Genomic DNA, 19,069 nt, shown 5'->3' on the forward strand with positions numbered 1-19,069 from the left:
ACAGCTATTAATCTGCAAACAAACCCGGTTTCTGCCAAGCCGGCAATCCCTGAAAATTCTCAGCGCACACCGATCAAACCACAATTTTCATATTCACAGTATTTCTCTTCTCCAACCGTAATGATCTCCAGAATAGACTCTACGGAGTCAACTGCTGAACGGCTGTTCAATAGAATTCTGCCTGAGCGATTGGCAATATATTCAAGGACAACTTTTCCTTTTCTATTGCGATGCTCAGCAATTTTCTGCCCTTTTCTGACTTGATCACCACGATTGACAAATAGCCTGATCCACTCTCTTTGCCTCTGCTTGAGATTGTTATTGTGAGACATACTTGTATAAATTTTTTCTGCGCTAACAAGCCCTGCTATTTCACCAAAAATTGGCGCTTTTTCAGCATGGGCATAGGTCGCACCAATGGCACTTAAAGCCACGAATAGAACGGTAGTTTTGTTCAAATCAGCACCCCTACACGCTATAAAACTCGTGAACTGGAATACTCATATCCTGAAAATGTCGCCCCAAACTTTTCTCAGGGCAATAAGTTAGGTATAGCTGACTAGATAATTCACGCCAGAAAATCCACTGCGCGTCGATCCGGCAGCTGGTATGAAGGTAGAGGGAGATAAACACTGACTACACCGGAGCCCTGTATGTCTAGTGGCAATTCCGGCGTGAGTGGGAAAAATGCATGAGGACCGGGAATCCGGCCCTCAAATCTGAAAAGCTAGCTCAAATCAATCCAGGTGGACTTGAGTTCACAGTACTTATCCAGCGCGTGTAGCGACTTATCGCGGCCATTTCCAGACTGCTTAAAACCGCCAAATGGTACGGTGATATCACCGCCAAAATAGTTATTTACCCAAACAGAGCCGGCGTATATATCCCGGGCCATACGGTGGGCACGCCCCAGGTTATTGGTCCAGATACCCGCCGCCAGGCCGTAGATTGAGTCGTTGGCAATGGCGAGTGCTTCTTCCTCTGTCTCGAACTCGATAACAGACAGTACCGGGCCAAAGATTTCTTCACGGGCGATCGTCATGTCACCGGTGACACCGCGAAATACCGTTGGCTCATAGTAGTAACCGCCTGCTACTTCATCTACCGGTTTGCCGCCGCAAACCAATTGCGCACCCTGCTCCAGGCCCTTGGCCACGTAAAATTCAACCGTATCAAACTGGCTGCGATCGATCAGGGCACCCATACGGGTACTTGGGTTTTGCGGATGCCCAGGCTTAAAGCACTCTGCAGCTTTAGCCACCTTTTGAATAAATTCATCGGCAATAGATTTTTCTACCAACAGACGTGATCCGGCGGTGCAGGTCTCTCCCTGGTTGTAGAAAATGGCCAAAGCCGCCGCTTCGGCCGCCTTATCCAGATCTGCATCGGCAAATACAATATTCGGGCTTTTACCGCCGAGCTCAAGGAAAGTACGCTTGAGGTTGGACTGACCTGAGTATTCGGTCAGGGTTTTGCCTACTTCGGTGGAACCCGTAAAGGTCAGGCAATCGATATCCATATGCAGGCCCAAGGCCTTGCCCAAGCTACTTCCCGGCCCCGGTAGCACATTTAACACACCATCTGGCAGGCCCGCTTCCTTAGCCAGGCCCGCCAGCTTAATCGCGGTCAGCGGTGTGTTAGACGCGGGCTTCAGGATAACGCTGTTGCCGGTGGCCAGGGCCGGCCCCAGTTTCCAAGCGGTAGTGGATAAAGGGAAGTTCCAGGGCACAATGGCGGCCACCACCCCCAGGGGCATACGGGTAACCAAGCCCAGCTCACCGGGGCCGGTCGGGGCCACTTCATCGTAAATCTTGTCGATTGCTTCACCGCTCCAGCGAATCGTAGTGGCCGCTCCAGGGACATCCACGGCCATGGTATCGCCAATCGGCTTACCCGCATCGAGGCTCTCGAGCAGGGCAATTTCCACCAGGTTCTCTTCAATCAACTCTGCAAAGCGCACCATAATTTTTTTGCGCTGCATTGGCGGCATTTTCGACCAGACGCCAGACTCAAAGGTTTCCCGAGCCACCTTTACCACCAAGTCCGCGTCATTTGGACCGCAACTGGCAATTTGCGCCAGCTCTTCACCATTTGCGGGATTAAAAGTGGCGCGAGTTTCACCGGAGAGGGCATCGACATAGCTGCCATTGATAAAGGCACGGCCCTCGATCTTCAGTGAGGCCGCCAGAGCCTGCCATTCCTGCAGGTTTTGGGGGATATTATTTTTCGCTGACATGACACACCTCATTTAATTTGGAGATAGTTTTCCCGGTTATATCGAAAATGTGATCACAAATCAAAGGGCTGAAGTCATTCTAAACTAAGCCACCTGCGTTTCCACACGCAGCCAATCATCTTCCAACTGCATCGCCAGATTATCGCCGTGGTGTAATTCGCCCACTCCCGCCGGTGTGCCCGTCAAAACCACATCACCGGGTTCGAGCGTAAAGTAACTGCTGACATAGGCCACCAGATCGAGAATTGGTGTCAGCATATTTTCGGTTTTACCCTGCTGGCGCAGTTCACCGTTCAGCCATAGGGAATAGCTGAGCTTGTCCCAGTCCGGCAACCAATCGAGTTTCACAAAGGGAGAAAGAGGGCATGACTTATCGAACCCCTTGGCCTTTTCCCAAGGATGTCCCGCTTTTTTCAGCTTCGCTTGGAGGTCGCGCAAAGTTAAATCCAGGGAGAGGCCCAAGCCAGCAATGGCCCCGGGGACTTCTGCCACGTTGGCATTACTCAAGCGCTTACCAATCAACAGGGCAAGCTCACCTTCAAAGTGGCAACTACCGCGCCCCGCTGGTAAATGGATGGCGTCTGCCATAGGTACCGCGGCTGTTGCCGGCTTGATAAATAGCAGGGGTTCTTCTGGCACCGGATTATTTAACTCCGCCGCGTGGTCTGCGTAATTGCGCCCCACACAGACAACCTTCCCCAAACCAAACGGTACTTCACTGCCACAGGTAAATTGATGTTGGTACATAGATAAACAAGATAGTTAGGATAGAAATTTCGAATAAAGCCTTGGAGGCTGCATGTGCTATGATCGCGCCTTCGCCAAAATTGCGGCACCCCCGAAGAAGTGATCTAAGCACTTTGCACCTGTTATTCGCACTCAGTGAAGAGATAGTTTATGGCTCCGCACAGTTCCGATCAAAAGAAGTCCCTGCAAAAAGATAAAATCCGCATCCTGTTGCTGGAAGGCGTACACCAGTCCGCCGTCGACTTACTCAGCTCCCGAGGCTACACCAATGTGGAGTACCTCAAGACCTCCCTGCCTGAAGATCAATTGATCGAGAAAATTGCCGATGCGCACTTTATCGGTATTCGCTCGCGTACCCAGTTAACCCGCAAAGTGTTGGAACATGCGTCCAAACTGGTAGCTGTAGGCTGTTTTTGCATCGGCACCAATCAGGTGGATTTACAGGCGGCGACGGAATTGGGTATCGCGGTATTTAATGCGCCCTACTCCAACACTCGCAGCGTTGCCGAGCTGATTATTGCCGAAACTATTTTTATGCTGCGCGGTATTCCAGAGAAAAATGCTGTGTGTCATCGCGGCGGCTGGCAGAAGTCAGCGGTGGGCTCATATGAGGCCCGGGGCAAAACCCTGGGCATTATCGGCTACGGCGCTATCGGCTCCCAGGTTTCTGTTATGGCCGAAGCTATCGGGATGCGAGTCAGATTCTACGATGTGATTACCAAGTTGCCGCTGGGCAATGCCACCCAAGTAAACTCACTTCCGGAATTGTTGGCGGAATCCGATGTGGTCTCCCTGCACGTACCAGAGTTGCCTTCCACCAAAATGATGATGGGCGCCGAGCAGATCGCGCAGATGAAGCCCGGCAGTATTCTCCTCAACGCCTCTCGCGGCACTGTGGTAGATATTGATGCCCTGGCAGAAGCACTGAAGAGCAATCACCTGGCCGGTGCGGCAATCGATGTCTTCCCGGTTGAGCCCCGTGGCAACAGCGACGAATTCGTCTCTCCCCTACGCGGAATCGATAAGGCGCTGCTGACCCCTCACGTAGGTGGCTCCACTGTGGAGGCCCAGGAGAATATCGGTACAGAAGTATCGGAGAAACTCGCTCACTATTCCGATAACGGCACCACCACCAGCTCTGTGAACTTCCCAGAAGTGGCACTGCCCGGTCACCTGGATACCCACCGCCTGCTGCATATTCACAAGAATGTGCCCGGTGTACTGAGCGCCATCAACCAGGTGTTCTCAGAAAATGCCATCAATATCTCCGCACAGTTCCTGCAAACCAATGAAACAGTGGGCTATGTAGTGATCGATGTGGACGCAGAGTATTCTGATCTGGCACTGGAAAAATTGAAGAGTATCCCCGGCACCCTGCGCTGCCGCGTGCTTTTCTAAGCCTTTCGGTCATTGGCGGGTACCCACAAATACCCGCCAATGACACGCCAATCGGAGCCTTCCTCGCGGTAAAAAAGATTGATCCCCCCCGGCCACCACTTCTACAATGGCCAGACCTATTCTTTTGCTTCAGGCCCAGGTGACCACATCCACGTGCCACCCCTGAACCAAAGCCAGAGTTATCCACAGCAGGTGCTCCCTTGCGTAGTAATGATTCCGCCTCAACCGGCCTTCTCGCCGGGATTTCCGCCTTCCTCATTTGGGGGCTGGCGCCACTGTACTTCAATAAATTACAGGATATTCCCGCTGCGGAAATCCTTGCCCACCGCAGTATCTGGTCGCTGGTACTCGCTATTGGTATTCTGCTGATTGTACGCAAGATGCCGGATTTTCTGGCAACCCTGCGCGACGGCAAGAAGATGCGGATGCTGGCCCTGACCACGGTATTGATCGGCGGTAACTGGCTGGTGTTTATCTGGGCAATCAATAACGGCCATTTGCTCGAAGGCAGCCTGGGTTACTACATCAATCCACTGATCAATATTTTGCTGGGGGTCCTGTTCCTGGGTGAGAAACTGCGGCGACTGCAATGGATCGCTGTGGCACTGGCCGCTACCGGCATTGCCTATGAGCTTTGGCAGTTTGGTCGCATACCGATCATTGCCCTGTTCCTGGCCTGCTCCTTTGCGCTATACGGTTTGGCCCGCAAGCAGGCCCCTGTGGAAAGCCTTACCGGCCTCGCGGTAGAAACTCTCTTTATATTGCCAGTGGCCGTGATCTACCTGTTTTGGAGCGACAGCCCCACCAGCAACTTGCTGAACAACAGCCTGGAGTTAAACAGCTTACTGCTCTTTGCGGGCCCCATTACCCTGGTTCCCCTGCTGCTGTTCACGATTGCCGCGCGCAGGCTCAACTTATCCACACTGGGCTTCCTGCAATACATCGGCCCCACACTGATGCTCGTGGTCGCCACCCAGGTATTGGGCGAGTCTTTCAGCGAAGAAAAGCTCACCACCTTTATGTTTGTCTGGCTGGGGCTAGCGCTCTACTCTGTCGATGCACTGGCACAGCGTAGAAAGCTGCATCTACAAGGTAAAGCAGCGCTTTAACGGTAAAACCTGTGTAAGAATGGCCGCTGAAATTAACCGAAGGCGGCCATCATGAATTACTCGCCGACAGCCAACCCACCTCAAGTGCGACTGCTACCCAGCAGGCAGCGGTCGCTGACTGTTTTACTCGCTACTCTGCTTTGGACCCTGCTACTCAGCTTCGGCTGGAAAGGTGCTTATACAGAGCTCCTACTGCAAACCAGCACAGCTGCCATATCAGCACTGGTTACTTTTTGCCTGTTCGAGCAATGGCCGCGCAACTTGCCTCAACGATTACCTCGCTGGGTAATACAGGTGGTGGGTGTGGCAATCTCTATTCCACTGACATTGCTGATCCTGTCCCCTGCCTTGACAGAACCGGGGGCACTTCCACTTTGGCAGGACCACAGCCGACACTGGAGTTTTCTCCTGATAGCGGTGACCGGCATGTTATTCGGGCCCTGGCTCGCTATGTCTGCGCTGTTGCGCCAGCGGGATATTGCTGTACGAGAGCAGGCGCAACTTTTTGAGCGGCAGCGGGGAGCCCTGGAGCACCAGGCGCTCAATGCGCGGCTGCGTTTATTGCAATCCCAGGTGGCCCCACACTTCTTATTTAATACACTCGCCAATGTGCAAGAGCTGGTAGAGTCTTCATCCCCTCAGGCACCCGCACTACTGAACAACCTGATTGCCTACCTGCGCGCCGCAGTACCGAAACTTGAGTCGGAGCAAAGTACCGTCGGGCAAGAGCTTACTCTGGTGCAGGCTTACCTGGGCCTGATGCAAATGCGTATGCCGGATCGCCTGGAATTTTCTATCAAGGCTGGTGAGGAGGTGCGAAGTCAGTCTTGCCTGCCCATGTCTCTGATGTCACTGGTTGAAAATGCCGTCCGCCATGGCATAGACCCCAGTGAGGAAGGGGGACGTATCGATATTGAAATAAAACTGGAAAGGGGCCTCTGTATTGCCACAGTCACCGATAGCGGTATCGGCATCCAGGACAATTCCAACAGTCTCGGGACAGGGTTGGCAACTTTGAGAGAGCGGCTACAACTCACCTATGGCGATAGTGCAGGCTTGCGTTTGATCGGCCAACAGCCCACGGGTCTTTGTGCCGAATTGGTATTCCCCGCCGAGGAGCAAATATGAGTGCCACGCCCACTACCGCCCTAGTAGCTGACGACGAACCACTACTGCGCCAGTCTTTGATCCGCAAACTCAAAAGTGTTTGGCCGGAGCTAAAGGTTGTTGCGGAGGCCCGCAATGGTCGTGAAGCCGTAGAACTATTTGAAGAAAAACAGCCCGATATCTGTTTTCTGGATATCCATATGCCGGGTAAGTCCGGTATTGAGGCAGCCCAGAGTATCGGGCGTCGGGCCCATTTAGTTTTCGTTACCGCATACGACAACTACGCCGTGGAAGCTTTTAGGCAGGGTGCACTGGACTACCTGGTAAAACCGGTAGAGATTGAGCGGCTCGCCGATACCGCCGAGCGGCTTAGGGAAAGGCTCAGCAGTTGCAAACCCGTCAGTCATCAACAGGAGTTACTCGAGCAATTAGCGAGACAGCTTCAATCCAAGGAAGACAAACCATACCTGCGTTGGATTCACGCTTCCATAGGCCAGCAATTGCGGATGATACCGGTAGAAGATGTGCACTATTTGCGTTCAGATGAGAAGTATACCCTGGTAGCCTGGAGCGAATCCGGCAACAACAATCTCGAAGCCTGTATTCGCACACCATTAAAGGATCTAACCCACCAACTTGACCCCGAACTCTTTGCCCAGGTTCATCGCTCTGTTGTCGTCAATTTAAAGGCCATCCGCCACGTAATAAGGGACGGAGATACCGCTCAAATTACCCTGCTAAATAGGGAGGAAATACTCCCCGTAAGCCGGCGTTACCTGCATCTATTCCGCCAAATGTAATCAGTTTGTTAGTAGGGGGCATTTGAAAGCCAATTTTTTCTCCGATGTTGGTCCGTAGAGATTTTCGCGAATTTATTGGACAACATTAATTCTTGAACAAGAATTACATAAATCTCCATAAGATTGCCGGAAAGTTCAATGAGCCGCCACCTCCTTTTCCTTGCCATTCTGACACTTACATTTATCTCGGAAAATATATTTGGCCAGGACAAAACCAACGACGTAAAGTTTGAAACACTAGTTTCCTCTACAAAGGACTGGGAAGGACATTCCCTACCAAAAATGAAACCGGGGCAACCGGAATTAACGATTGTTAGCGTTACTATTCCGGTGGGCGAACAGATGCCCGTACACAAGCATCCAGTGCTAAACGGTGTCTATGTAGCAGAGGGCACTTTAACCATTGTACTCCCAGGACAGAAGGAAACGCTTACTCTGGGGGCGGGTAAGGCATTTATCGAAGTTACCGATAAATGGCATTATGGGCGCAATGATGGTGATACTCCGGTAACTATTATTCTCTTTTACTCGGGCCTGGAAGGACAACCAACCACCGTCTATAAAAATCCTGATGACAAACTAAGTTAATAGCAGCCTAAATCCTGATCCTTTACAGGGCATGAGTCCACGTCATCTACAGACTTGACCAAAATTTTTAATCATCTTTTTGTACGTTTAAAAATGTCTGCATATCCTTGGTATGTATTTTCCGTACTGACTGGAATCTATAAAACCATGCGACTGATCGTTGATATATTTGCCACTCTTGCCCTCGGGGTGTTTTTCGCGATTTCAAGCCTGGCCGAGCAGCCTGAATCTCTGAAGCGTTACCCACCTTATGTGGAAGATGATGGCAAAATGCACATCTACTTTTGTGGAACTGGCACGCCAGATCCGGCCTATCAATACTTGCGCCATCCCGCCTGCGTTGCTATTCGCAGCAGTGGGAAACTATTCCTCGTCGATGCCGGCGAAGGAGCTACAGCAAGAATTGGCCAGCTCGGCCTTAATCTCGCCCAGCTGGACCCCATTTTTATTACCCACTGGCACTCGGATCACTTTGGTGGTTTGGCCATGGTGATCAACGAGTCCTGGTTTGTTGGTGCCGACTCGCCTATTAATGTCTACGGACCCTACGGCATCCATCGCATTTTGGATGGAATTAACAAGAGTTTTGGGCCGGACATCCTTTTTCGATCGGCAAATAGGCAGGGAATTCTCGATCCAGTCCTAGCGGTCGCCACTCCCCACCTAGTGAATATTGCCGGGGATCAAAGCGAGGTCGTACAAGATGTGTGGCACCACAGGGATACTTATGTCTCTGTGTTTGCCGTACATCACGAACCGGTTTTTCCCGCATTTGGTTACGAGATACGTTTTGGCCCCTGTAAAGTCATCATTACTGGTGATACCCATGTTTTCGATGCGCTAGAGCCAATTGAACGGGATGCCGATCTACTGATTTCTGAGGCTCTCAGCTATGCCCAATACATCAGCAAGCTGAAGCAAACCGGGGATAACCGTCGCGCTCGTTTGCGATATGAGAAGGCAAATCAAATTATCCACTACCATTCCAATACTCTGGACATTGCCAAGATGGCAACCAAAGCGGGAGTAAAATCGGTTGCCTTAACACACCTAATACCACCCCCCGTTACTGAAGCTGACAAGATCGGCTTTATTAAGGGAATGCGTAAATTCTATTCGGGCCCAATTCGGGTAATGGATGACCTGGATGAAATTGTGCTATCGGACAATGGACAGGGTACCTGTAAGGTTGAATACCCTACTAACAAAGTTCCCACAAGTGCAAAACAGACTTCGGAGAAAAGTGATAAACCCCGCAAGAAGCCAGCCTCCACACCGAGTCCCTCCGAATCCAAGAAAGCCAGTCAACAACCCGATTAACAGCAGGCTAAACAGTGTGAGCCGCATACGGTTGGTGGCTCACAAAGCTTCTGGATGGCCATACCATTCCAAATCACTTATCTCACTATTCCGCACTTCAAACCACGCTTTCCGCAGCCTATGCCTAGCTGGGTAGCGCACAACTCAATATTCCAATAGGTTTCTTTGCATACAGTGACTCTAAAGAGACCACCATGGCGTCAATAGCTAGTACCGCACACCCAATAGTCTCAGTACCGTTAGCGATACAGAATCTTTACCTCTATTCACAACGGAACAACACCATAAGTACGTCTTTGCTGACCATATTCTTCTTATGAAATTCCAGCTGATTACCGTGGTTGGAATTTCATCGCAGTCCCCTTTATATAGGTACCGCGACTAGGACCTAACCGACTATTGGCTCTCTATCTGTCAATTTGATTTTACAAGGATATAAAATGACTCAAAAAGAATATGCCAGACTTTCTGGGCTTATTTATTTACTTACTATATTGTTGGGAATATTTTCTTTAGTATATGTGCCTTCTAAAATTCCCACAGCGTGGGAAAATGCATCATTAACAGCGCAAAACATCCTGGAATATGAATTTCTATATAGATTAGGAATTTTAGGCGGGATACTTCTCTATATACTATTTTCAATACTGCCACTAGCTTTATATCGCACATTTGCACCTGTAAATAGAGGATGTGCGTTGTTAATGGTTATTTTTGCTCTCACCAGTATTCCATTTACTCTACTCAATATAGTTAACAAAGTTGATGCTCTCACACTTCTTAGCGGAGCAGAATATCTCCTAACTTTTGAAAAAGAACAAATTTATACCCAGGTATTATTGTTATTAAAATCGTATAGTAACGGAATCCAAATAATCCATGTTCTCTGGGGATTATGGTTACTTCCTTTCGGATACCTGGTCTACAAATCAAACTTACTACCAAAAATACTGGGCATACTGTTAATGGCAGGATGCCTTAGCTATTTAGTAAGGTTCTGCACAAATTTACTTTTCCCTGAATATCAAATCCCCGCTTTTATTAGAGTACCCGCCTCTCTAGGGGAGATCGGAACCTGTCTATGGTTACTAATTATGGGCATTAGAACTCCACCAACTATTACCGAATCAAATCAAAAGTTATCTACCAGTAAGATCGAGGGAATGTCATGAACGATAAAGACAACTTAAAGAGCACATCGACCAAGCTCACTGACAGTCATATAGATGTTAAGATTAAAATAGCCGGGCTATGGGCTTCAGTAGTACTACTTTACATCTATGGGGATTTCTTTGGGCTATTTAGGACAGGAAAAATAGATAGAATAATTGAGGGGTTCGGGCCATTTGGAGCGGTCACACAAGAGTCACTACTTACTGTATCAATCATTGTGTCACTCCCCTGTATTATGGTTGCCCTTACTTTATTACTTAAACCATCTATCTCTCGCTGGATAAATATTATTACATCCTCAGCTTTCATTATTTTCTTATTTGTAACATTTTTAATGTCCACCTGGTATTTCTACTTCTATCTGGGATTTATCGAGATTATTCTCAAATTAGCTATTATTTGGCTGGCTTGGCGCTGGCCTCATGAGGAGTATTAATAGAGTTTTTGACCAAAGGAGAAGGAAAGAACATATTGTACTTGGGCACCGCCGCATAAGGCATGGATGGCGTCTTCGACCTTATCGGGGAAATTTACAGAGCGTTCATTTCTTCTAACTAAGTAGATTCGCTAAGGCTTTCCGAGTGAAAAGTGCAGGTCAAAACTCTGCGAGTTGAGCGATACAAGTTATCGCTCACAGCCTATTTGGTTAACCACTCATCCATCGCCGCTAATATTTGATGGCGATAAGGTTGGGTTTCGTTAATCATCTGGTGCCGGGCACCGCGTATCAATACCCGGTGGCAATTGGGAAAACGATTCCGAACAGCATGAAGACCATAACGCCAATCAACGGTTTTATCATCCGTTCCCTGAACCAAAAGGATCGGGCGCGGGTTGCGTGCCGTGCGGGGAAATGTCTGCAACCAATCCACCATCGCCCTGAGCCAGCTCATAGAGATTGATTGAGATTGAAGGGGGTCCCTGAGTGCCTGACGTCGAGAAAACTCCACATCGTGGGTATTAATCGTAAAGGCCCGGCCGGGTTCGCGGATAAACAGGCGGCCCACATAATATTTCCAGCGATTTAGCCAGGCCCAGTTTGACGGCCTTACCAAGGGAGCCAACAAAAAGACCTTATCCAGAGGCTGCCAGCGGCTGTATTGCAGATGGGCCAGTAGTGCAGCGCCACCGGTGCTCTGGCCCATTGCATGCCAGGGCCCGGGCAACTTATTTCGCGCAATTTCCAACAGTCCATCAAACGCCTGGCGGTATTGCAGGAAAGTATGGATAGCAACACGCTCACCACTGGATAAACCATGTCCGGGGAAATCAAAAATCACTACATTGAGATCCCGCTCCAAGCCAAAGCGGATTGCCGGGCCATAAATACCCGTATGATCAAAATAGCCGTGGCAAATAAACAAGGTGCCCTTGGGTTTCTCGACCATCCAATACTGTGAAACCAGTTCAAATCCGGCAACTTTAAAAGTGCCTACCCCGGTCTTATGGGCTCGGGGAAAATGCAAATCGTAAAAATTACGATAATCCCGCAGCTCTTTGCACAGAGGGGTTTCGTCAGCGCCGAAATCCAGTTCAGGCAACTTCTGACGCAATGCCGAGTAGTCCGGGCGCTTTATTACCGGACTATTATCGTAGGTGCTGAGGTCTTGCAAAGTATCCATTAGTGCAATGGTACTGCATTTTGGCGGTAGGGGTAGTGATATCGTAGCGGGAAAGACAACCTGAAAAGAAAAAGGTGGGCATAGAGCCCACCTCTTCGCAACAGTGGAAGACTGTTACTTGATTTGCGGCTCCAGCTCACCGGCAGCGTAGCGTTCGCTCATAACATCGAGGCTAACAGGGCGAATCTTGCTGGCATTACCAGCAGTGCCAAACGCCTCATAACGAGCGATACAGATTTCCTTCATCGCCTGCATAGCGGCTTTGTAGAACTTACGCGGGTCAAACTCAGATGGGTTCTGAGCCAGGAAGCGACGTGTGGCACCAGTCGAGGCCAAGCGCAGGTCGGTATCGATATTGACCTTGCGCACACCGTACTTGATACCTTCACAGATCTGCTCAACAGGAACGCCGTAGGTTTCCGGGATCTCACCACCAAACTCATTGATTACAGCCAGCCACTCCTGGGGTACAGAAGAGGAACCGTGCATTACCAGGTGGGTGCCAGGAATACGAGCGTGAATCTCTTTGATACGGTCGATGGCCAGGATGTCCCCGGTGGGCGGACGAGTAAACTTGTAAGCACCGTGGCTGGTACCACAGGCAATTGCCAGGGCATCCACCTTGGTTTTCTGTACGAAGTCAGCGGCCTCTTCCGGATCGGTCAGCAGCTGGTCGTGGGACAGCTTGCCCTCAGCGCCAACACCATCTTCCTCTCCCGCCATACCAGTTTCCAGGGAACCCAGGCAGCCCAGCTCACCTTCAACAGAAACACCACAGGCGTGGGCCATATCCACCGCGCGCTTGGTGACATCTACGTTGTATTCGTAAGAAGCCGGGGTCTTGCCGTCTTCCTCAAGGGAGCCGTCCATCATCACTGAGCTAAAGCCCAGTTGGATAGAGCGCTGGCAAACGGCGGGGCTGGTGCCGTGATCCTGGTGCATAACTACCGGGATCTCAGGGAACTCCTCAATAGCCGCAAGAATAAGGTGGCGCAGGAAGGGAGCACCGGCGTACTTGCGGGCGCCCGCAGAGGCTTGAACGATTACTGGAGAATCGGTCTCTTTGGCCGCTTCCATAATCGCACGCATCTGCTCTAGATTGTTTACATTAAATGCGGGTACACCGTAGCCATGCTCTGCGGCATGGTCCAACATTTGGCGCAGGCTGATAAGAGCCATAATTAATTCCTTTCTCGTCTACTCGTAGTATTTGTATTTTTGCTTTTATGACCTGCCTGCAAATTGCGACAGGCCTTATTTTTCGTTATTTAGTCTTGTGCGCGGCTTTCCAGTATAGCGACCGCTGGAAGCTTCTTACCTTCAACATATTCAAGGAAGGCACCGCCACCCGTGGAGATATAGGAAACCTTGTCGGCAATGCCATACTTATCCACAGCTGCCAGAGTGTCGCCGCCACCAGCTATAGAAAACGCTGCGCTCTCGGCAATGGCTTTAGAGAGGTGCTCGGTACCGCCACCAAACTGGTCAAATTCAAACACACCTACAGGACCATTCCAGATAATGGTTTTCGCACTGCTGAGAATTTCTTCCAGTTGCTCGGAGGATTTCGGACCGATATCAAAAATCATATCGTCTTCAACCACAGCATCGGCACTTTTGGTTTCCGCTGCAGCGGATTCACTGAATTCTTTACCTGTGACTACATCAGTTGGCACAGGGATATCACACTTCTGCATCAGGGCCTTGGCGGTATCTACCAGATCGTGCTCGCAAAGGGACTTGCCCACTGGCTTGCCGCTGGCTGCCAGGAAGGTATTGGCAATACCACCACCAACAATCAGCTGATCGACTTTGTCAGCCAGGCTTTCGAGTACCGTCAATTTTGTAGAAACTTTGGAACCACCAACAATAGCAACCAGCGGGCGCGCCGGTTCAGCCAGGGCTTTCTCCAATGCGTCCAGCTCAGCAGCCAATAGAGGGCCGGCGCAAGCAACCGGTGCAAATTTAGCCACACCATGGGTGGAAGCCTGGGCCCGGTGGGCAGTACCAAAGGCATCCATCACGAAGATGTCGCACAACTGGGCATAGGCCTTTGCCAGGGACTCATCGTCCTTCTTTTCACCGCTGTTAAACCGTACATTTTCCAGCAGGGCAACTTCCCCATCGGCCAGCTCAACGCCATCGCGCCACTCTTTGACCAGCGCCACATCACGGCCCAACAGCTCACCCAGGTGTGCGGCGACCGGGGCCAGGGAGAATTCTTCCGCGTACTCCCCCTCTGTAGGGCGCCCCAGATGGGACATCAACAGCACTTTAGCCCCGGCTTCGATGGCGGCTTTTATCGTCGGTAGTGCCGCGCGAATACGTGCATCGGAAGTTACACGACCGTCCTTAACCGGTACATTCAGGTCCTCACGAATAAGTAAGCGCTTACCAGCGAGATCGAGATCTGCCATCAGTTTGACCGCCATTAGCCAATCCTCTTCTACTTCGATTAACTGAAAAATGTGGGCGGCGATTATATCAACTGGAACCTATCGATGCCGATATTAAAAACAGGGGAATACGTTGTTATATCAGCCAATCTACGCATGATTAGCGCACCTGATACTGTCTTAGGGGTCATCAAGCCAAAAGCGACCTTAGTTGATAGCTGTTCGCCCAGGAAGTTAGCGAGTAGTCACTTCAAGTAGAATTGACACCTAACGCCAACTAATGACAATGCTTTCAGGATCAATCCTCCAACCTCCAAAGGACTACCTAAGCCAGTTAAATAAATAAAAGGCCATGTAATTGCGATTAAAGTAGCAATCGACACCAGACAATGTAAATAAAGCCTTGTAGAACTCAGAGTATCAGCCATGAATCAGCCATTCACACACAGAGAGTTACTAATTAATTACGCCAGATAACAAGCAGGCACAGCCAAATTGTACTTCCCGCTTCTAAATTCGATCGCTAGAATCGCCGCCCCCCTTCCAAATGCATATTAGTCACAGAGGCCACTTAAAAGTAAAACTGAGGGTGGCCAACATAAGAGGTAACCAAAACGATGCAACCAACGGATAGTGATATCGTTTTTCAAAGCTATGGACGCTGTTGCAATAAAGAACAGTTTTTTGTGGATTTTTATGATCGTTTTATGGGAAGTTCTACAGACATCCGTCAGCTCTTTGCCAATACAGATATGAAAGCCCAGCGCCATCTTTTGCGTAACGGCATTATGCAGCTGGTGCTTTATTCACGCGGCATGCCAGACACCAAGCTGCGCGCTTTGGGTAAAAGTCACGATCGCAACGGCTATAATATCCGCCCAGAATGGTATCGCCTCTGGCTCGACGCCCTACTCGCCACCATTAGGCAGCACGACGAGGAATATTCGCCAGAAGTTGACGCTGCCTGGAATCGAGCAATCCTTCCGGGTATTGAAATCATACGCCAAGCTTACTGAGTCATACGCCCAAAAAAGTACAACTTAAATTTGCTAAGCCCCAAGCCAGCCATTTATTATCAGACTTTCTGGCAGTTTTTCTCTGCTTATATCAATGCAGGGTTTACTAATGCTGGTTTGGCGCTCCCAATCTAACTTAAAGGGAGTGCAAAGAAAATCACCTGATGCCAGTTTAGAACTATAAAAAATTAAAGCCATGGAACGATAATTCTCTCCTGAAGGAAAAAGGGACAAGGAAACCATTATGAAAACAGTACGGAAGTACAGCATTCCATTAGCGCTCGCTATAGCGCTCTCAGCTTGCAGTGACGCTCCCCAAAATAATAAAAACCCCGAGGCCAAGAAAGATCTGTTTGCCTCCGAGAATTTAGAAAATAAGTTTGAGTCCCTAAAAATAGGTTATGAGAAATTTACTCTGCCCAATGGCCTGCGTGTAATCGTCCATGAGGATCGCAAGGCTCCTATTGTTTCCGTGGGCGTTTGGTACCACGTTGGCTCAAAAGATGAAAAACCTGGAAGAACAGGGTTTGCGCATTTGTTTGAGCACCTGATGTTCAATGGTTCAGAAAACTATAATGACGAGTTTTTTAAACCGTTTGAACTAGCTGGTGCAACTGGTATGAATGGTACCACCTGGCTGGATCGTACAAATTACTTCGAAACAGTACCCACCAACGCCTTAGACATGGCTCTATGGATGGAGTCTGACCGAATGGGTCATCTATTGGGCGCAATTACTCAGGAAAAACTCGATGAGCAACGTGGCGTTGTGCAGAATGAGAAGCGCCAGGGCCAGAACCAGCCCTATGGGAAAGTATGGGAGCGGATGCAGAAAGCAATTTATCCAGCTGGGCATCCCTACTCCTGGACCACCATCGGCTCAATGGAAGACCTGAATGCAGCTTCTCTTGAAGATGTTCACGAGTGGTTTAAACAGTATTACGGCGCAGCTAATACCGTACTAGTACTTGCCGGTGATATTGATGTAGAAACAGCAAAAGAAAAAGCAGCCCATTTTTTTGGCGACATTCCCTCCGGCCCTCCTCTTATCAAGAAAAAAGCGTGGATTGCCAAGCGAGATCAGTCCAGCCGTGAGCAGATGTTTGATCAAGTTGCTCAATCGCGTCTTTATAAAGTCTGGAATACCCCTAATCTAGCTCACGACGATGCTGGAGCTATTGCTTTGGCAGCAGCAGTTTTGGGGGATGGAAAAAACTCCCGGCTCTACCAGCGCCTCGTATACGAAGATCAAATCGCTACCAAAGTTAATATTGGGCTGCATGAATTTGAATTGTCTTCCATCTTCCCTATTGTTGCCGATGTAAAGCCCGGGGTTGAACTCGCAACAGTAGAGGCCGCCATTGAGGAAGAACTACAACGTTTTCTCAAGGAAGGGCCAAGCAAAGAGGAACTTGCAAGGGTTAATATGAGTCACTATGCATCCCAAGCACGCAACCTCGAGCAGGTAGGTGGCTGGGGCGGTAAGGGCGTAATTTTGGCTCGGGGTGAACTCTACCTCGACAATCCCAACGCTTACCTGGAAGCGTTAACCAAAATGCAAAACACCAGCCCTCAAAAGGTAAAAGAAGCCGCAGTAAAATGGCTTTCCAGTGGTGATTATAATCTGGAAGTACACCCTTTCCCCAAATACACTACTTCCGAGACTGGTGCAGATAGGTCTAAATTACCCGATACCGGTGAATTCCCCAGCATCCCATTTCCAGAATTACAGACCACGAAACTCTCTAACGGTCTAAAAGTGATACTTGCCCAACGCGACTCTGCGCCAGTAGTCGATATTCGCCTTATGTTTGATGCCGGTTACGCTGCAGACCAGGGTGCTAAATTGGGAACCTCTAGCTATGCCATGTCCATGCTAAAGGAAGGGACTACAAAATTAAGCGCCTTAGAGATTGATGCCAAAGCAGAAATGTTAGGGGCCAGAATCTCGGCTGGTTCGAACATTGATACTTCTTCTGTACGGCTCAACGCATTAAAAAACAATCTCGATAGCTCCATATCCTTGTTTGCCGATATCGTAATGCATCCAGCCTATTCCGATGAAGAGATTGAGCGGAAACGTGCTCGGTGGATAGCAGGAATCCAGCAGGAAAAAACCCAGCCGGTAAACATGGCTTTGCGGAATCTGCCACCTCTTTTATATGGTGAAGGACATGCTTATGCAGTTCCTCTCACCGGTTCGGGAACAGAAAGCTCTATCAGCTCCCTGAACCGTGAAGATCTGGTAAATTACCACAAAACCTGGATGCGCCCCGATAATGCCACTCTGGTTGCAGTCGGAGATATCAGCATGGGTGATCTGACAAAAAAATTAGAGCAGCACTTTGCGGATTGGAAAGCACCCGAAGAGCCGTTACCTACAAAGAATCTACAACAGGTTGCGCACCCAGAAAAAACCAGAATTTATCTAATTGATAAACCGGGGGCTGAACAGAGCATAATTATTGGCGGTCTCCTGGCTCCGTCGGAAACGGTGCCACAGCGAGAAGCCTTACATATGATGAATGATATATTTGGAGGCACTTTTACCGCACGAATTAATATGAATTTGCGGGAGGATAAGCACTGGGCTTATGGAGCCTATTCATTTATGACTGGGGCCAAAGGACAGCAACCGCTCTTAGTCTATGCACCAGTTCAAACGGACAAGACCAGTGAATCTTTAAAAGAGCTTTATAAAGAACTCCAAGCCTATGTCGGCGATTCTCCAGCAAAAGAAGACGAGCTGCAGAAAATTAAAGACAAGCGAATCAATGAATTACCCGGCCGTTTTGAAACAGTTCGAGCTGTATCAGGAGCTATTTCTGGAATGGTTACCTACGATCGACCTTTGAATTATATGGAAGGTTATGCAAATGAAGTTCGCAATGTCGATCTACCTTCGATCCATTCACTTGCTCGAGATACCTTAAAGGTTGATCAATTTACCTGGATTATCGTTGGAGACAAAACCAAGATAAAAGATAAAATTGGTAAACTTGGTATGGGATCAGTTACCGAGCTCAAAGTAGATAAGGATTTATCTGGCGCAACTTCGACTGAAGAGGGATAAAAGCTAGCGATAGCGGCCAGCCTGTACTCTCATGTATGACTGGCCGCCTTATATCGTTCCAAACGGATGAATACCGATGAAAAATAGAAACACACCTTAATGCTACTCATCTAGTCAACAATAATTGACATGCTGCATTCAAACTAGAATTCTTTGCTCCAACTCACAATTCCCATTATTAGGTATCAAGATGACTCTCGGAGCTTCAACTTTAAAACCCCAATAACTCCCCACAAAAATAGAAACAGCCTAAAAATCTAGCAAACAAAAAATAAAAGCTACGACCACACTTAAAAAAAAATTAAAAACATCCTTAAAAAGATAAAAATAAAACAAAATATAAATTCAATAAGAAAACAAAAACAACAGCAGTCAAAAAATAATTATTCATACGACAAGAAAAGCCTGATAAATTCCCCTCTTCGACGCTCAAGTAAATATCAACAACTAAAAAACTTGAAATTAGAACGTCGACAAAAGCAAC

General features: G+C 48.9%; 16 protein-coding genes. 10 read left to right on the plus strand and 6 right to left on the minus strand.

The genetic code is table 11. The features are described from left to right. Positions 1-59: 59 nt before the first annotated feature. The 3 genes from ACG1BZ_RS21705 to ACG1BZ_RS21715 all read right to left on the minus strand — a co-directional run bounded on the left by ACG1BZ_RS21705 (position 60) and on the right by ACG1BZ_RS21715 (position 2,983). The gene (locus ACG1BZ_RS21705; protein WP_413663646.1) at positions 60-458 is read right to left on the minus strand and encodes a hypothetical protein; all 399 of its coding nucleotides are present in this window, start codon (positions 456-458) and stop codon (positions 60-62) included. A gap of 269 nt (positions 459-727) precedes the next feature. Further along, entirely contained in the window at positions 728-2,236 is a 1,509-nt protein-coding gene (locus ACG1BZ_RS21710; RefSeq protein WP_413663647.1) for an aldehyde dehydrogenase, read from the minus strand. Positions 2,237-2,320: 84 nt separating this feature from the next. Beyond that, positions 2,321-2,983: a fumarylacetoacetate hydrolase family protein gene (locus ACG1BZ_RS21715; protein ID WP_413663648.1), complete on the minus strand. Its 663-nt coding sequence runs from the start codon at positions 2,981-2,983 to the stop codon at positions 2,321-2,323. 150 nt (positions 2,984-3,133) lie between these two features. On the opposite strand from ACG1BZ_RS21715, the gene serA reads away from it, so the two are divergent. The 8 genes from serA to ACG1BZ_RS21755 all read left to right on the plus strand — a co-directional run bounded on the left by serA (position 3,134) and on the right by ACG1BZ_RS21755 (position 10,914). Then, positions 3,134-4,381, plus strand: coding sequence for a phosphoglycerate dehydrogenase (serA, locus tag ACG1BZ_RS21720; RefSeq protein ID WP_413663649.1), 1,248 nt, complete (start codon positions 3,134-3,136; stop codon positions 4,379-4,381). A 200-nt stretch (positions 4,382-4,581) separates the two neighbouring features. Beyond that, positions 4,582-5,490 (plus strand): EamA family transporter RarD, encoded by a 909-nt coding sequence (gene rarD / locus ACG1BZ_RS21725; RefSeq protein ID WP_108734831.1) that lies wholly within the window; start codon positions 4,582-4,584, stop codon positions 5,488-5,490. Positions 5,491-5,541: 51 nt separating this feature from the next. Next, a complete protein-coding gene (locus ACG1BZ_RS21730) occupies positions 5,542-6,618 on the plus strand; it encodes a sensor histidine kinase (RefSeq protein WP_413663650.1) in 1,077 nt (358 codons plus the stop codon). Beyond that, a complete protein-coding gene (locus ACG1BZ_RS21735; RefSeq protein WP_413663651.1) occupies positions 6,615-7,397 on the plus strand; it encodes a LytR/AlgR family response regulator transcription factor in 783 nt (260 codons plus the stop codon). Before ACG1BZ_RS21730 ends, ACG1BZ_RS21735 begins: the two co-directional genes overlap by 4 nt. 138 nt (positions 7,398-7,535) lie before the next feature. Beyond that, a complete protein-coding gene (locus tag ACG1BZ_RS21740; RefSeq protein ID WP_413663652.1) occupies positions 7,536-7,985 on the plus strand; it encodes a cupin domain-containing protein in 450 nt (149 codons plus the stop codon). Between the two features lie 93 nt (positions 7,986-8,078). Continuing rightward, positions 8,079-9,305 carry an MBL fold metallo-hydrolase gene (locus ACG1BZ_RS21745; RefSeq protein ID WP_413663653.1) on the plus strand — a complete coding sequence of 409 codons (1,227 nt, stop codon included), beginning with the start codon at positions 8,079-8,081 and terminating at the stop codon, positions 9,303-9,305. Between the two features lie 440 nt (positions 9,306-9,745). Then, positions 9,746-10,477, plus strand: coding sequence for a DUF4386 domain-containing protein (locus tag ACG1BZ_RS21750; protein WP_413663654.1), 732 nt, complete (start codon positions 9,746-9,748; stop codon positions 10,475-10,477). Next, positions 10,474-10,914: a DUF6326 family protein gene (locus tag ACG1BZ_RS21755; protein ID WP_413663655.1), complete on the plus strand. Its 441-nt coding sequence runs from the start codon at positions 10,474-10,476 to the stop codon at positions 10,912-10,914. Before ACG1BZ_RS21750 ends, ACG1BZ_RS21755 begins: the two co-directional genes overlap by 4 nt. Before the next feature lie 202 nt (positions 10,915-11,116). On the opposite strand, the gene ACG1BZ_RS21760 is transcribed toward ACG1BZ_RS21755, so the two are convergent. The 3 genes from ACG1BZ_RS21760 to ACG1BZ_RS21770 form a co-directional block, all read right to left on the minus strand. Next, entirely contained in the window at positions 11,117-12,100 is a 984-nt protein-coding gene (locus ACG1BZ_RS21760) for an alpha/beta hydrolase (protein ID WP_413663656.1), read from the minus strand. A 114-nt stretch (positions 12,101-12,214) separates the two neighbouring features. Beyond that, positions 12,215-13,279, minus strand: coding sequence for a class II fructose-bisphosphate aldolase (fba, locus tag ACG1BZ_RS21765; RefSeq protein ID WP_282930878.1), 1,065 nt, complete (start codon positions 13,277-13,279; stop codon positions 12,215-12,217). Between the two features lie 89 nt (positions 13,280-13,368). After that, positions 13,369-14,532, minus strand: coding sequence for a phosphoglycerate kinase (locus ACG1BZ_RS21770; protein ID WP_413663657.1), 1,164 nt, complete (start codon positions 14,530-14,532; stop codon positions 13,369-13,371). Between the two features lie 581 nt (positions 14,533-15,113). On the opposite strand from ACG1BZ_RS21770, the gene ACG1BZ_RS21775 reads away from it, so the two are divergent. Both ACG1BZ_RS21775 and ACG1BZ_RS21780 read left to right on the plus strand, forming a co-directional pair. Beyond that, positions 15,114-15,512, plus strand: a complete 399-nt coding sequence (locus tag ACG1BZ_RS21775; protein WP_413663658.1) for a globin — start codon at positions 15,114-15,116, stop codon at positions 15,510-15,512. A 244-nt stretch (positions 15,513-15,756) separates the two neighbouring features. Further along, entirely contained in the window at positions 15,757-18,585 is a 2,829-nt protein-coding gene (locus ACG1BZ_RS21780; RefSeq protein WP_413663659.1) for a M16 family metallopeptidase, read from the plus strand. The last annotated feature ends 484 nt before the right edge of the window (positions 18,586-19,069 follow it).

The sequence above is a fragment of the Microbulbifer sp. CNSA002 genome (assembly GCF_047324085.1).
Lineage (GTDB): Bacteria > Pseudomonadota > Gammaproteobacteria > Pseudomonadales > Cellvibrionaceae > Microbulbifer.

Coding starts and splice junctions, on each gene's coding strand:
- serA (WP_413663649.1), top strand. CDS start 3,134: ATGGCTCCGCACAGTTCCGATCAAAAGAAGTCCCTGCAAAAAGATAAA.
- ACG1BZ_RS21770 (WP_413663657.1), bottom strand. CDS start 14,532: ATGGCGGTCAAACTGATGGCAGATCTCGATCTCGCTGGTAAGCGCTTA.
- ACG1BZ_RS21760 (WP_413663656.1), bottom strand. CDS start 12,100: ATGGATACTTTGCAAGACCTCAGCACCTACGATAATAGTCCGGTAATA.
- ACG1BZ_RS21730 (WP_413663650.1), top strand. CDS start 5,542: ATGAATTACTCGCCGACAGCCAACCCACCTCAAGTGCGACTGCTACCC.
- ACG1BZ_RS21715 (WP_413663648.1), bottom strand. CDS start 2,983: ATGTACCAACATCAATTTACCTGTGGCAGTGAAGTACCGTTTGGTTTG.
- ACG1BZ_RS21735 (WP_413663651.1), top strand. CDS start 6,615: ATGAGTGCCACGCCCACTACCGCCCTAGTAGCTGACGACGAACCACTA.
- ACG1BZ_RS21755 (WP_413663655.1), top strand. CDS start 10,474: ATGAACGATAAAGACAACTTAAAGAGCACATCGACCAAGCTCACTGAC.
- ACG1BZ_RS21775 (WP_413663658.1), top strand. CDS start 15,114: ATGCAACCAACGGATAGTGATATCGTTTTTCAAAGCTATGGACGCTGT.
- fba (WP_282930878.1), bottom strand. CDS start 13,279: ATGGCTCTTATCAGCCTGCGCCAAATGTTGGACCATGCCGCAGAGCAT.
- ACG1BZ_RS21750 (WP_413663654.1), top strand. CDS start 9,746: ATGACTCAAAAAGAATATGCCAGACTTTCTGGGCTTATTTATTTACTT.
- ACG1BZ_RS21780 (WP_413663659.1), top strand. CDS start 15,757: ATGAAAACAGTACGGAAGTACAGCATTCCATTAGCGCTCGCTATAGCG.
- ACG1BZ_RS21740 (WP_413663652.1), top strand. CDS start 7,536: ATGAGCCGCCACCTCCTTTTCCTTGCCATTCTGACACTTACATTTATC.
- ACG1BZ_RS21710 (WP_413663647.1), bottom strand. CDS start 2,236: ATGTCAGCGAAAAATAATATCCCCCAAAACCTGCAGGAATGGCAGGCT.
- ACG1BZ_RS21745 (WP_413663653.1), top strand. CDS start 8,079: ATGTCTGCATATCCTTGGTATGTATTTTCCGTACTGACTGGAATCTAT.